Source organism: Aeromonas sp. s6 (assembly GCF_040907815.1).
Lineage (GTDB): Bacteria > Pseudomonadota > Gammaproteobacteria > Enterobacterales > Aeromonadaceae > Aeromonas > Aeromonas caviae.
Map to the genome: position 1 here is coordinate 113,190 of NZ_JBFOCN010000122.1, position 13,680 is coordinate 126,869.

The 13,680-nt window shown below is 61.0% G+C and carries 14 protein-coding genes and 1 tRNA gene; 7 read left to right on the plus strand and 8 right to left on the minus strand.

Annotated elements, in window-relative coordinates:
* Positions 1–99: 99 nt before the first annotated feature.
* On the minus strand, positions 100–780 hold the full coding sequence (gene ung / locus AB5Y50_RS19575; RefSeq protein ID WP_010673856.1) for a uracil-DNA glycosylase: 681 nt from the start codon (positions 778–780) through the stop codon (positions 100–102).
* A gap of 611 nt (positions 781–1,391) precedes the next feature.
* Here ung and grcA point away from each other — a divergent pair.
* The gene (gene grcA / locus AB5Y50_RS19580) at positions 1,392–1,772 is read left to right on the plus strand and encodes an autonomous glycyl radical cofactor GrcA (protein ID WP_010673855.1); all 381 of its coding nucleotides are present in this window, start codon (positions 1,392–1,394) and stop codon (positions 1,770–1,772) included.
* Between the two features lie 78 nt (positions 1,773–1,850).
* On the opposite strand, the gene AB5Y50_RS19585 is transcribed toward grcA, so the two are convergent.
* The 7 genes from AB5Y50_RS19585 to hemA form a co-directional block, all read right to left on the minus strand.
* The gene (locus tag AB5Y50_RS19585) at positions 1,851–3,134 is read right to left on the minus strand and encodes a dicarboxylate/amino acid:cation symporter (protein WP_180911463.1); all 1,284 of its coding nucleotides are present in this window, start codon (positions 3,132–3,134) and stop codon (positions 1,851–1,853) included.
* Between the two features lie 289 nt (positions 3,135–3,423).
* Positions 3,424–4,278, minus strand: a complete 855-nt coding sequence (gene kdsA, locus AB5Y50_RS19590) for a 3-deoxy-8-phosphooctulonate synthase (RefSeq protein WP_039039605.1) — start codon at positions 4,276–4,278, stop codon at positions 3,424–3,426.
* Positions 4,279–4,289: 11 nt separating this feature from the next.
* Positions 4,290–5,090 carry a SirB1 family protein gene (locus AB5Y50_RS19595; protein ID WP_042015581.1) on the minus strand — a complete coding sequence of 267 codons (801 nt, stop codon included), beginning with the start codon at positions 5,088–5,090 and terminating at the stop codon, positions 4,290–4,292.
* An 11-nt stretch (positions 5,091–5,101) separates the two neighbouring features.
* The gene (locus AB5Y50_RS19600) at positions 5,102–5,485 is read right to left on the minus strand and encodes a SirB2 family protein (protein ID WP_039039603.1); all 384 of its coding nucleotides are present in this window, start codon (positions 5,483–5,485) and stop codon (positions 5,102–5,104) included.
* Between the two features lie 42 nt (positions 5,486–5,527).
* Positions 5,528–6,361, minus strand: a complete 834-nt coding sequence (gene prmC, locus AB5Y50_RS19605) for a peptide chain release factor N(5)-glutamine methyltransferase (protein WP_039039602.1) — start codon at positions 6,359–6,361, stop codon at positions 5,528–5,530.
* The gene (prfA, locus tag AB5Y50_RS19610) at positions 6,361–7,449 is read right to left on the minus strand and encodes a peptide chain release factor 1 (RefSeq protein ID WP_048207166.1); all 1,089 of its coding nucleotides are present in this window, start codon (positions 7,447–7,449) and stop codon (positions 6,361–6,363) included. Before prfA ends, prmC begins: the two co-directional genes overlap by 1 nt.
* 50 nt (positions 7,450–7,499) lie before the next feature.
* Positions 7,500–8,759 carry a glutamyl-tRNA reductase gene (gene hemA / locus AB5Y50_RS19615; protein WP_134996625.1) on the minus strand — a complete coding sequence of 420 codons (1,260 nt, stop codon included), beginning with the start codon at positions 8,757–8,759 and terminating at the stop codon, positions 7,500–7,502.
* 125 nt (positions 8,760–8,884) lie between these two features.
* Between hemA and lolB the strand changes: the two genes are divergently transcribed.
* The 6 genes from lolB to ychF all read left to right on the plus strand — a co-directional run bounded on the left by lolB (position 8,885) and on the right by ychF (position 13,651).
* A complete protein-coding gene (gene lolB, locus AB5Y50_RS19620) occupies positions 8,885–9,463 on the plus strand; it encodes a lipoprotein insertase outer membrane protein LolB (protein ID WP_042015579.1) in 579 nt (192 codons plus the stop codon).
* Positions 9,463–10,341, plus strand: a complete 879-nt coding sequence (ispE, locus tag AB5Y50_RS19625; protein ID WP_128271866.1) for a 4-(cytidine 5'-diphospho)-2-C-methyl-D-erythritol kinase — start codon at positions 9,463–9,465, stop codon at positions 10,339–10,341. The genes lolB and ispE overlap by 1 nt, the downstream gene beginning before the upstream one ends.
* Positions 10,321–10,395, plus strand: a tRNA-Gln gene (locus AB5Y50_RS19630). The genes ispE and AB5Y50_RS19630 overlap by 21 nt, the downstream gene beginning before the upstream one ends.
* Before the next feature lie 239 nt (positions 10,396–10,634).
* Complete coding sequence (locus AB5Y50_RS19635) at positions 10,635–11,582, plus strand: ribose-phosphate pyrophosphokinase (protein ID WP_010673845.1); 948 nt, start codon at positions 10,635–10,637, stop codon at positions 11,580–11,582.
* 249 nt (positions 11,583–11,831) lie between these two features.
* Positions 11,832–12,428 carry an aminoacyl-tRNA hydrolase gene (pth, locus tag AB5Y50_RS19640; protein ID WP_041215615.1) on the plus strand — a complete coding sequence of 199 codons (597 nt, stop codon included), beginning with the start codon at positions 11,832–11,834 and terminating at the stop codon, positions 12,426–12,428.
* Positions 12,429–12,559: 131 nt separating this feature from the next.
* A complete protein-coding gene (ychF, locus tag AB5Y50_RS19645; RefSeq protein ID WP_010673843.1) occupies positions 12,560–13,651 on the plus strand; it encodes a redox-regulated ATPase YchF in 1,092 nt (363 codons plus the stop codon).
* Positions 13,652–13,680: the final 29 nt, after the last annotated feature.

The window sequence follows — 13,680 nt, forward strand, 5'->3', positions numbered from 1 at the left end:
GAACTTTGCACTCAATCAAGTCGGATGCAGACAGCGGCTGCACCAGCCTCTCACCACAGGAGGCACAGGGGACACCATTTCCCCTGTGCATGCACGGCGTCAGGCCGCCGGATCGGCGCAGACCGAGAGCCAGTCGATGGGACTGCGTCCTTGCTGGACCAGCAGGCGATTGGCCTCGGAGAAGTGGCCGCAACCGATGAAACCGCGATGGGCAGAGAGCGGGCTGGGATGGGGGGCGCTCAGCACATGGTGGCGCGACCGGTCGATGAAGCGCCCTTTCTTCTGGGCATGAGCGCCCCACAGCAGGAAGACAACTCCCTGGCAATGGGCATTGATCCGCTCGATGACCCGATCGGTAAAGGTCTCCCACCCCAGGTGGGCGTGAGAGTGCGCCATGCCCGCCTGTACCGTCAGCACCGTATTGAGCAGCAGCACTCCCTGTCTGGCCCAGGATTCCAGGAATCCGTGATTGGGTGTGACAAAACCCGGCAGATCCCGCTGCATCTCCTTGTAGATGTTGACGAGGGACGGCGGCGTGCGCACTCCGGGCAAGACGGAGAAACAGAGGCCGTGCGCCTGGTCCGGGCCGTGATAGGGATCCTGCCCCAGGATCACCACCTTGACGTCATCCAGCTCGGTCAGTTTGAAGGCATTGAAGACCTCGGTCGCCGGGGGATAGATCACCTTGCCCGCCTCCCGCTCGGCCCTGACGGTGGCCAGGGTGTCCATGAAATACGCCTGCTCTTTCTCCGAACCAATCACATCTTTCCAGGTCAGCACACCCGTCTCCTCTCGTTGCGAATCCACTCCTTCCATCCTGGCTGGCATGCCAACCTCTCCCTCTCCCCATTCCCCGCCTTCTGTCCAGCTTGGCACCGCTATCTCCTCGGTCAATAGAGCAAGGGGCTCAGGATAGGGTCCTCGCCCCCAAGACGCAACCGCATGGAGGTCAGGCTCAGCCTGGCCAGCCTGGGAAGTGGCGGCGTTCACGGGCAATGACCGGGGCTGCGTCGACACAGGAATAACAGGACGTCCTTCGGACAAGCCTCATGGGCAGGCCGGTTTTCGCTGACGCCAGAAATAAACCCTAAAGGTGTAGTTAAATTACTAGATATGAATAATAAAAAATGCATAATTCATATATCTTACAAAAACAGAAAAATGATCTGTTTTTGATTCAACTCAATGATTTAATCCCTTTCAATGCACGCAAAATGGGATTTTATTGATTTAGATCAATTTTCGTAATATTACTGTCGTGGTATATATGGCCCCAACGAAGTAAAGGTGTAAGGCAAGGCCCCGTTAAATCATTCCTTCCAAGAAGTGGTTTAAAAACATCAGGGTAATGTGCTTACCGTTGAATCCGCTTTCCTATGAGGAGTCATACCATGATCAAGGGCATCCAAATCACCCAGTCCGCCAACGCCGCTCTGCTGAACTCTTTCTGGCTGCTGGACGAAGAGAAACAACAGGCTCGCTGCATCTGCGCCAAGGGCGACAGCTTTGCCGCCGATCAGGAAGTCAGCCTCTCCGACCTGGGTCAATTCGAATACCGTGAACTGCCGGTTCAGCAAGAGCCTGTGGTCGAAGGGGGTCAGCACCTGAACGTCAACGTACTGCGCCGCGAAACCCTGGAAGACGCCATCGCCAACCCGGAAAAATACCCGCAGCTCACCATCCGCGTCTCCGGTTACGCTGTGCGTTTCAACGCCCTGACCCCGGAGCAGCAGCGTGACGTGGTAACCCGCACCTTCACCCAGAGCCTGTAAGGCGCCCTGCGTAAAGAGATAAAAAACGGCCCCCTCGGGCCGTTTTTTCATGGGTGATGATCGCCGCCGGAACCTGGGTCAGCTTCGCAGGTCCACCGGCCTTGCCACCACGGGCTTCGCCAGGACGTCCTGCATGGTGGCCTCGTCGAGCTGATCGCAGTAACGGGCCACCACCAGGGTCGCCACCCCGTTGCCGATGAGGTTGGTCAGGGCGCGCGCCTCCGACATGAAGCGATCAATCCCGAGGATCAGCGCCAGCCCGGCCAGCGGCAGATGCCCTACCGCCGAGATGGTGGCTGCCAGCACGATGAAGCCACTCCCCGTGACTCCGGCCGCCCCCTTGGAGGAGATAAGCAGCACCACCAGCAGGGTGAGCTGATGGAACAGGTCCAGCGGGGTGTTGGTCGCCTGGGCGATGAAGACGGCTGCCATGGTCAGATAGATGGAGGTGCCGTCCAGGTTGAATGAGTAACCGGTCGGGATCACCAGACCCACCACCGATTTCTTGCAGCCCAGCGCCTCCATTTTCACCAGCATACGCGGCAATACGGATTCCGACGAGGATGTTCCGAGCACGATCAACAGCTCTTCCCGGATATAGGCAATAAAGCGCACAATGCTGAAGCCATTGGCTTTGGCGATACTGCCGAGCACCAGAAAAATAAACAGCAGGCAGGTCAGATAGAAGCTAGCAATTAATTGCCCCAGCTGAACCAAAGAGCCAATACCGTATTTCCCTATGGTGAATGCCATGGCACCAAATGCCCCGATCGGCGCCAGTTTCATGATCATGTTGATGATGCCGAAAATAACCTGAGAGAAACCATCGATGATATTGAAGATGGGTTTTCCCTTCTCCCCGATATGATGCAGGGAAAATCCGAACAGGACGGCAAACAGCAACACCTGGAGTATATTGCCGCCGGCAAAGGCACCGATGACGCTAGCCGGTATCACATCCAGCAGGAAGGGAATTATCCCCTGGGACTGGGCCTGATCCGCATAGACGGAGATGGCGCTGGCGTCGAGTGATGAGGGATCCACGTTCATACCGGCCCCCGGCTGCAGCACGTTGACCACGCACAGACCGATGATCAGGGCCAGGGTGCTCACCACTTCAAAATAGATCAGCGCAATGGCACCGGTTTTGCCCACCGCCTTCATGCTTTCCATGCCGGCAATGCCGGTGACCACGGTACAGAAAATGACGGGGGCGATGATCATCTTGATTAATTTAACGAAGCCATCACCAAGGGGTTTCATATCTGCGCCCAGACTCGGATAGACATGTCCCAGACATATTCCGATGGTGATTGCCAATATCACCTGAAAATAGAGGCTACTGACAATTTTCTTGTGCATGCTCAACGTCCTGTTAATAAGTGTGACTCCACTGACAGCAAATAACGCATGCAGCAGTCTGCGGCGAGAAATAGGGTTATCTCACCCGCTTCATACCTTTTTGCCATCCTGACGGTCGCTACTTTTGCATGTCATAAGAAGCAAATAAGAGACATCAATCACACAATATATTTAACATCATTAACACCACGGAAACATGGTCGCAATGGACGCCGAAGAGCACCAAATGAAAATGACGGAAATAAAAATGCCCCGCATGGCGGGGCATTTTTGATAGTAAAAATCGCGATCAGGCGGAGGTATCGAGGGGCTCGAAGCCCTTGACGAGATCGTCGATGGCCTTCATCTGCTTGAGGAAGCCTTCCAGCTTCTCCAGCGGCAGAGCGCTCGGGCCGTCGCAGCGGGCAATTTTCGGATCCGGGTGGGATTCGATAAAGAGACCGGCCAGGCCCACCGCCATGCCGGCACGAGCCAGCTCGGTCACCTGCTCGCGGCGACCGCCGGAGGCCGCCCCCAGGGGATCACGGCACTGCAGGGAGTGGGTGACGTCAAAGATGACCGGATAGCCGCCGGTGCTCTTCTTCATGACGCCCAGACCCAGCATGTCCACCACCAGGTTGTCATAGCCGAAGTTGGCACCGCGCTCGCAGAGGATCAGGCGATCGTTGCCACACTCCTCGAACTTGTCGGTGATGTTCTTCATCTGGCTTGGGCTCAGGAATTGCGGCTTCTTGATATTGATGACGTTGCCGGTGCGGGCCATGGCCTCCACCAGATCGGTCTGGCGCGCCAGGAAGGCGGGCAGCTGGATGACGTCGACCACCTCGGCGACCGGTTTGGCCTGATGGGGCTCATGCAGATCGGAGATCACCGGCATGCCGAAGGTCGCTTTCAGCTCCTGGAAGATCTTCATCCCCTCTTCCAGACCCGGACCGCGATAGGAGTGGATGGAGGAGCGGTTGGCCTTGTCCCAGCTCGCCTTGAACACGAACGGGATGCCGAGCTTGCTGGTCACTTCCACGTACTTCTCGCACACCGCCATCGCCATGTCGCGGGATTCCAGCACGTTCATGCCGCCGAACAGCACGAAAGGTTTGTCGTTGGCGACGTCGATCTGGTTGACCTTGATATTCTTCTGTTCCATCTCAGGGATCCTTAATGGAGGGGTTTGGGACTGAGGTCCAGGGTGGCCAGCTGGGTTTTCAGCACATCGGCCACGGGATCATCAGGGCATTGTTCAATAAAGTATTCGAAATCGTCGGCGGCAAAGCGCGGGCAATCGAGTTGCTCATAGATGAAGCCCCGATCCCGCGTCTCCAGCGGATCGCCGGGCTTCATGCGCAGCAGCAGCTCGCTGCAGCGCAACGCCTCCGTCATGCGCTCCTCGCGCAGCAGGGCGCCCTTGCTGACATTGAGCAAGCGCTCGATGATCTCCCACTGCCCCGATGGCTGCAGATGATCATCGCTCAGACTCGCCAGGTTGCCGAGGGCACCGCGCAGCAGCAGTTCGATGCGGTGCCGGCTCAGTTCATCACCGTTGAAGGGGTCCACATAGACCTCCCCGTCCAGACCGGCAAAACTCAGGAGGAAATGGCCGGGGAAGCAGATCCCCTCCACATCCAGCCCTATCTTGCGACCCAGCTGGATGAGGAGGATGCCGAGACTGACCGGGATCCCCTTGCGCCTTGCCAGCACCTGGTCCAGATCGCAGTTGGCGGACGAGAAGTAATCCTGCCAGTCGCCACGAAAGCCCAGGGTCTGGTAGAAACCCTGCAACAGCTGACGGCGCACCTCGTCGCAGTCTCCCTCGGCAATCGTTTCGTCCAGCCAGGCATCGAGGAGGGCAAGCTCGGCCTCTCCCGTGCCGCCATGGCCCCGGATCTCGTCGCTCACCGACAGCGCCAGCTCGGCCAGATCGTGAGCTTCGAAGTCGGTCCACTCATCCACACGTATCATCGTCATCCTTCCTAGCCAAACAGGCTGGCCTGCTTTTGCACCGCAAGCTTGGCGATAAAGAAGATCCACCCCAGTGCGCCCAGGAAGGCAAACCAGCGGATGCCGTTGCTGCGGGCCAGACGCAGCGCCATCATGGCCAGAAACGCCACCACCAGGATGGACGTCAGCTTCTCGGCCAGCCAGGGAATGGCGTTGTTGAGGGGGTTGAGACCCAGCACCATGCAGAGCAGCACACCGGAGAGCACCACCAGGCCGTTGAGCCAGCCGCTGATCTTGAGGGTGCGGGCGCCCCCTGCCAGCGCGGAGCCGGTCTGCAACCAGTAAAAGCGCAGGATAAACATCAGCACGGCCCCGGCAATCAGGGTGAGGTGCAGATGCTTGAGAACAACATACATAAGATTTCCTTGAACAGGGGCAGACCGGGCCCGCCCGTCATATCACTGAGCCAGGCGCCCCAGGGTCACCCGCTCGTTATCGCCGTAATCGCGCACGGTTTCCACCTGGACGTAGCCTTGTTGCAGCAGGAGTTGACGCACCGCCTCCCCCTGATCCCAGCCGTGTTCCAGCAACAGCCAGCCACCTGGCACCAGATGGGCGGGCGCCTGGGTGACGATGAGGCGGATATCCGCCAGCCCCTGCTCCTCCGCCACCAGGGCGGAGCGCGGCTCGAAGCGCACGTCCCCCTCGTGAAGATGGGGGTCCGTCCCGTCGATGTAAGGCGGGTTGGAGACGATCATCGCAAAGCGCGGTGCATCCGAGAGCGGCGCAAACCAGCTGCCGTCGCGCACCTCGATGGGCAACCCCAGGGCGGCGCTGTTGGTGCGGGCCAGCGCGGCCGCGGCCGGCATCCTGTCCACCGCCCATACATCGGCATCCGGTCGCTCAGACTTGAGCGCAAGGGCGATGGCACCGGTGCCTGTGCCCAGATCCAGCAGGGCGCAGGGGCCGCCCGGCAGGCGGGCCAGCGCCTGTTCCACCAGCACCTCGGTATCGGGGCGCGGGATCAGGGTGGCCGGGCTCACTTTCAGCGGCAGCGACCAGAACTCCCGCTCACCGATGAGGTGGGCAATGGGCTCACCATTGAGGCGACGGGCAAGCCAGCCCGCCAGGGTCGCCTGCTGGGCGGCATCGAGCTCGTGCTCCGGCCAGGTCATCAGATAGCTGCGCCGACAATCCAGCAGATGACAGAGCAGGGCATCGGCGTCGGCACGGGGGGATTCCCCGGAGGCCAGGGTCGCCATGATATGGGCGCGGGCCTGCTGGATCTGCATCAGTTGCTCTCGGCCAGGGAGGCGAGCTGATCCGCCTGATACTCCTGCACCAGGGGGGTGATCACGCAGTCCAGATCCCCTTCCAGGATGTCGCCCAGACGATAGAGGGTGAGGTTGATCCGGTGCTCGGAGAGACGCCCCTGGGGATAGTTGTAGGTGCGGATGCGCTCGGAGCGATCCCCGGAGCCCACCAGGTTGCGGCGGGTACTCTGCTCGGCGGCGCGGTGGCGTTCGTCCTCGGCCGCCTGCAGGCGAGCGGAGAGCACCGACATCGCCTTGGCGCGGTTCTTGTGCTGGGAGCGCTCGTCCTGGCACTCCACCACCAGCCCGGTGGGCAGGTGGGTGATGCGGATGGCGGAGTCGGTCTTGTTGACGTGCTGGCCGCCGGCACCGGAGGCGCGGAAGGTGTCGATCTTCAGCTCGGAGGGGTTGATCTCCACCTGCTCGGCTTCCGGCACTTCCGGCAGCACGGCCACGGTACAGGCGGAGGTGTGCACCCGGCCCTGAGATTCGGTCTCGGGGACTCGCTGCACCCGGTGGCCGCCGGACTCGAACTTGAGGCGGCCGTAGACGTGCTCACCGTCCACCTTGGCGATCACCTCCTTGTAGCCGCCGTGTTCGCCGTCATTGCAGCTGACGATGGAGACACGCCACCCCTGACGCTCGGCGTAGCGGGAGTACATGCGGAACAGATCCCCCGCGAAAATGGCCGCTTCGTCGCCACCGGCACCGGCACGGATCTCCAGATAGCAGTTGTTGTCATCCTTGGGGTCGCGCGGCAACAGCATCACCTGAAGCGCCTGCTCCTGCTCCTCGAAGGTCGCCTTGGCGAGCGGCAGTTCCTCCTGCGCCATCTCCCGCAGCTCGGCATCCTCTTCCTCCAGCATCAGCCGGGTGGTCTCGAGGTTCTCTTCGGCCTGGCGGAAACGCTGGAAGGCGTGAACGATATCTTCCAGCTGGGCGTATTCCCGGGTCAGGGCGCGGTATCTGTCCTGATCCGAGGCGACCCCGGGCTCCCCGAGCAGGGCCTGTACTTCTTCATGGCGCTCGATGAGGCCTTCCAGCTTTCTGATCAATGAGGGGTTCATGACTCTTGGATTCTCGATGGAGGACGGGACGGCAAAGGGCCGTCCCAACACTATGATTCTTGTGACAATCCCAGCACCTGACGCAGTTGGGCCAGCTTGTGGCTGTCCCCCTGGGCGGCGGCCTGGCGCAGGGCCTGGGTCGGTGCGTGGATCAGCTTGTTGGTGAGGCGATGGGCCATGGCCTTGAGCGCCTGCTCGGCATTTTCACCCTGTTGCAGGGCCAGCAGGGCCCGCTGCAACTCTTCGTCGGCGACCTGCTGTGACTGATGGCGATAATCGCGAATGAGATCCACCGAGTGCTGGCTGCGATACCAACCCATGAACTCGTCGCGCTCTTCCTGCACGATGAGTTCCGCCTCGGCGGCCGCCCGCTTGCGGGTCTCCAGGTTCTGCTCGATGATGCCCTGCAGATCGTCCACCGTGTAGAGATAGGCATCGGAGAGCTCGTCCACCTCGGCTTCGATGTCGCGGGGCACGGCGATATCCACCAGGAACATGGGCTTGAAGCGACGCGCCTTGAGCGCCCGCTCCACCATGCCCTTGCCGATGATGGGCAGGGGGCTTGCCGTGGAGCTGATGACGATGTCCGCCTCGTGCAGGTAGTCCGGGATCTCCTCCAGGGTCATAACCTGGGCACCGAACTCCTCTGCCAGCAACTGGGCCCGTTGCAGGGTCCGGTTCGCCACCATCATCCGGGTCACGCTCTGCTCGCGCAGGTGGCGGGCCACCAGTTCGATGGTTTCGCCGGCGCCCACCAGCAGCACCTTGGTCTGGGAGAGATCGGAGAAGATACGGCGGGCCAGGCTCACGGCGGCGAAGGCCACCGACACTGCGCTGGCGCCGATCTCGGTGTCAGTGCGCACCCGTTTGGCCACCGAGAAGGATTTCTGGAACAGGCGCTCCAGGGATCCTTTCACCGCATCCGCCTGCTGGGCGTGGGCGTAGGATTGCTTGATCTGCCCCAGGATCTGCGGCTCCCCCAGCACCAGGGAGTCGAGGCCGCAGGCCACCCGCATCAGGTGGCGCACCGCTTCCTCGTCCTGGTGCCGGTAGATGGCGGAGAGCACCTCGCTCGCCTCCAGCCCGTGGAACCGCTGCAACCAGTTCAGCACCTGCTCCCCCTGCCCCTGCTCCAGACTGCAATAGAGCTCGGTGCGGTTGCAGGTGGAGACAATCACCGCCTCGCTGACGCCAGGCTGCTCCACCAGCTCACGCAGGGCGCGATCGATGCGGTCCGGGCCAAAGGCGACCCGCTCCCGCAAGGCGACACTGGCGGTGTTGTGGTTGATTCCGAGGGCAAGCAGACTCATGGGTGGGTGATGATCGTTTCATGCACAGGGTGTAGAGGCCGACAATTGTACGAGAAAGGGTAAGTCTTTAAAAGCAATACGGCCGCCCCTTATACTGTCGCAAACCTCATCTGCGGAGCTCCACCTTGTTGTTGCGTATCTTCTCCCTCGCCTGCCTGCTGGTGCTGGCGGGCTGTACCACCACCCAACCCCAGCGGGATCAGGTCAACTGGCAGCAGGAGCGCGCCCGCCTCGAACGCCTCACACACTGGCAGTTGTCGGGCAAGATGGCCATCATCACCGCCCGCCAGAAGGGCAGCGCCCGCCTCAACTGGCAGCAGAACGGCGATGACTATCGCCTCAACCTCACCAGCCTCATCGGCACCCATATTCTGGAACTCTCCCGCACCGGCGGCGAGGTGACTCTGCTCGACAACGACGGAAAACAGCACCAGAGCCAGGATGCCGAGCTCCTGGTCTATCAGCTCACCGGCTGGCACATTCCGGTGGCCGGGCTGCCTGAGTGGATCAAGGGATTGCCGGGGCAGGCCGAATTCGAGCTCAACCCCGATGCCAGCCTCGCCAGCGTGCGCGACGGCCAGTGGCAGATCGTCTACGGGGACTATCGGGATCAGGACGGCTATCGCCTGCCCCACCTGCTCACCATGACCGGGCAGGAGAGCCGTCTCAAGCTGCAGATCAACGAGTGGACCCTGACACCATGATGCACGACCAGACGCCGATCCGCTGGCCCGCCCCGGCCAAGCTCAACCTCTTCCTGCACGTCAACGGCCGCCGCCCCGATGGCTACCACGAACTGCAGACCCTCTTCATCTTTCTCAACCGCGGCGACTGGCTCGAATTCGAGCCGATCCCCGGCAGCGACCAGCTCACCTTGAGCCCGGCCATTCCCGGCGTGCCCGATGAACAAAACCTCATCATCCGGGCTGCGCGACTGTTGCAGAGCCGGTTGGCCAGTCCGCAGGGAGCCCATATCCGGCTGGAGAAGGTACTACCCATGGGCGGTGGCATCGGGGGCGGCTCGTCGGACGCGGCCACCACCCTCGTGGCCCTGAACCACCTCTGGCAAGCAGGCTTGAGTGAAGACGAGCTGGCCGAGCTCGGAGTGCAGTTGGGCGCCGACGTGCCGGTGTTCGTGCGGGGCAAGGCCGCCTTCGCCGAGGGCGTGGGGGAGCGGTTGCAACCGGTCGAGGTGCCGGATGCCTGGTACCTGGTACTCAAGCCGGATTGCCATGTGGCCACCGCCGCCGTGTTCCAGGATCCCGACCTGCCCCGCAACACCCCCAAGATGACCCTGGACAATCTGCTGGCAGGAGAGTGGAAAAACGATTGCGAGCTACTGGTGAAAAAGCGCCACCCCGAGGTTGCCAATGCGCTCGGCTGGTTGCTAGAATACGCGCCGTCAAGAATGACGGGCACTGGCGCCTGCGTCTTTGCTCGATTTGAAGACGAAATGGCTGCTCGGAAGGTGTTGGCAAGAGTGCCGGAAGGCTGGGATGGGTTTGTCGCCAAGGGCGAGAACATATCACCACTCTTCGTCACTTTGCAACAAGTGAGTGATTGGGGTATCGCCAAGCGGTAAGGCAGCGGGTTTTGATCTCGCCATTCCTAGGTTCGAATCCTAGTACCCCAGCCAACTCTCTCCTTGTTGAGGCCGCATCGGGAGGTGTTGACCTCGTCGATGTGTCTTGGGCCAATCTGACGCGATGGCGCTCAAGGTGGATTCCCGTCCACCCACCCTGCGGGTGATGAGACGCCATCCTCGACATCGCCCAGAGACCTTGTCCGTCATCTTGCTAAATCGTTTGCCCCCAAACGATACGGGTCTAAAATCAGACTCCCCACATACTGGATGCAACCCCGAGGTTTCAAACCGTGCCTGACATGAAGCTGTTTGCTGGTAACGCAACGCCGGAACTAGCCCAGAAGATCGCAGATCGCCTGTTTATCAAACTCGGCAATGCTGCCGTAGGTCGCTTTAGCGACGGCGAGATCAGCGTACAGATCAACGAGAATGTACGCGGTGGCGATATCTTCATCATTCAATCCACCTGTGCCCCGACCAACGACAATTTGATGGAATTGATCGTCATGGTGGATGCACTGCGTCGTGCTTCAGCTGGCCGTATCACTGCCGTTATCCCCTACTTTGGTTATGCCCGTCAGGACCGCCGCGTCCGCTCCGCCCGTGTGCCCATCACCGCCAAGGTCGTCGCCGACTTCCTCTCCAGCGTGGGTGTGGACCGTGTGCTGACCGTTGACCTGCATGCCGAGCAGATCCAGGGCTTCTTCGACGTCCCCGTCGACAACGTGTTCGGCAGCCCGGTGCTGCTGGAAGACATGAAGGCCAAGAACCTCGAATCCCCCGTGGTCGTGTCACCGGACATCGGTGGCGTGGTCCGTGCCCGTGCCATCGCCAAGCTGCTGGACGACACCGACATCGCCATCATCGACAAGCGTCGTCCCCGTCCGAACGTCTCCCAGGTCATGCACCTGATCGGCGACGTGGCCGGTCGTGACTGCGTCATCGTCGACGACATGATCGACACCGGCGGCACCCTGTGCAAGGCGGCCGAAGCGCTGAAAGAGCGTGGTGCCAAGCGCGTGTTCGCCTATGCGACCCACCCTGTCTTCTCCGGCACCGCCGTTGAAAACATCAAGAATTCGGTCATCGACGAGCTGATCATCACCGACTCCATCCCGCTCACCCCGGAGATGAAGGCAGTCGGCAAGGTCAAGCAGCTGACCCTCTCGTCCGTGCTGGCCGAAGCGATTCGCCGCATCAGCAACGAAGAGTCCATCTCTGCCATGTTCGAGCATTGATAGACCCTGTCGTGACAAAAACCGCCGAATGGCGGTTTTTGTTTTTTTGGGTGCCTGGCGCCAACCACCAGCCTTCACTCGGCAAGAGACGAAAACCTCGGACGAGCCACCCCACCCGAGCCCTTCTGTCCGGCTTTTCCCCGACCTTGCCGCACTTTGGTTGAGTGATCGCCACTCGGCGGCTAGAATATTGCGTCCCATTGCCCCGGGTCATCCGCCCATGGCAAGTAGCGAGTGAAGACATCAAGCGTGACAAGTCAAATCAAACTGATTGTCGGGCTGGGCAATCCCGGCCCCGAATATGCCAAGACCCGCCACAATGCGGGCGCCTGGTATGTGGAGCAACTGGCACGCTGGCACAATGTCAGCCTGCGCGAAGAGCCCAAGTTCTTCGGCCACACCGCCCGCTTCCTGGTGGACGGGCAGGATGTGCGGCTGCTCATCCCGAACACCTACATGAATCTCTCCGGCAAGGCCGTGGCGGCGCTCGCGCGCTTCTACCAGATCGCCCCGGAAGAGATCCTGGTGGCCCACGACGAGCTGGACCTGCCTCCCGGCATCGCCAAGTTCAAGCAAGGGGGCGGTCACGGCGGCCATAACGGCCTCAAGGACATCATCGCCAGGATGGGCAACAACAATAACTTCTTCCGGCTGCGCCTTGGCATCGGCCATCCGGGCGCCAAGGAGCTGGTCGCCGGCTTCGTGCTGACCAAGGCGCCCAGCAGTGAGCAGAGTCTGATCGAGGCCGCGCTGGACGAGTCCCTGCGTGCCACCGACATCCTGTTCAAGCAGGACATGACCAAGGCCATGAATCGCCTGCACAGTTTCAAGGCCGAGAAAGTCTAGGCCTTCAGCCTGCATGACCAGGCTGTTCAAGATGACCGGCCCCTGGCGAGATCCCTCGCCTCGGGGTCAAGCAACACGACACGGGCCGCCCGCGCGGCCCCTTGAAGCATCCATCAACAAGGTAACAATCCATGGGTTTTAAATGCGGTATCGTGGGCCTGCCCAATGTAGGCAAATCCACCCTGTTCAATGCGCTGACCAAGGCCGGCATCGAAGCCGCCAACTTCCCGTTCTGCACCATTGAGCCGAACACGGGTGTGGTCCCCATGCCGGATCCCCGCCTCGACCAGCTGGCGGCCATCATCAATCCGCAGCGTGTCGTGCCGACCACCATGGAGTTCGTGGACATCGCCGGCCTGGTGGCCGGTGCCTCCAAGGGCGAAGGCCTTGGCAACCAGTTCCTCGCCAACATCCGTGAAACCGAAGCCATCGGTCACGTGGTGCGCTGCTTCGAGGACGAGAACATCGTCCACGTGGCGGGCAAGGTCTCCCCGGCCGACGACATCGAGGTGATCAACACCGAGCTGGCCCTCTCCGACCTGGATGCCTGCGAGCGCGCCATCAATCGCCAGTCCAAGCGTGCCAAGGGCGGCGACAAGGATGCCAAGCTGGAAGTGGAAGTGCTGGAGAAGATCAAGGTTGCCCTGGAAAACGGCCAGATGATCCGCGGCATGAAGCTGGACAAGGATGAGCTGGACGCCGTCAGCCACCTCAACTTCCTGACCCTCAAACCCACCATGTACATTGCCAACGTGGCGGAAGATGGCTTCGAGAACAACCCCTACCTGGATCAGGTCCGTGAGATAGCCGCCGCCGAAAACGCCGTTGTCGTGGTCGTCTGCTGCGCCATCGAGGCGGACATCGCCGAGCTGGACGACGAAGACCGTGCCGAGTTCATGGCGGATCTCGGCATCGAGGAGCCGGGCCTGAACAGGGTGATCCGTTCCGGATACGAGCTGCTCAAGTTACAGACCTACTTCACCGCCGGTGTGAAAGAAGTGCGCGCCTGGACCATTCCGGTAGGCGCCACCGCCCCGCAGGCCGCAGGCAAGATCCACACCGACTTCGAAAAAGGCTTTATTCGCGCCCAGACCATCGCCTTCGACGACTTTATCACCTACAAGGGTGAGCAAGGCGCCAAGGAAGCAGGCAAGATGCGCGCGGAAGGGAAAGACTACATCGTCAAGGATGGCGATATCATGAACTTCCTGTTCAACGTCTAACCCCATGAGAGGCCAGCATTTGCTGGCCT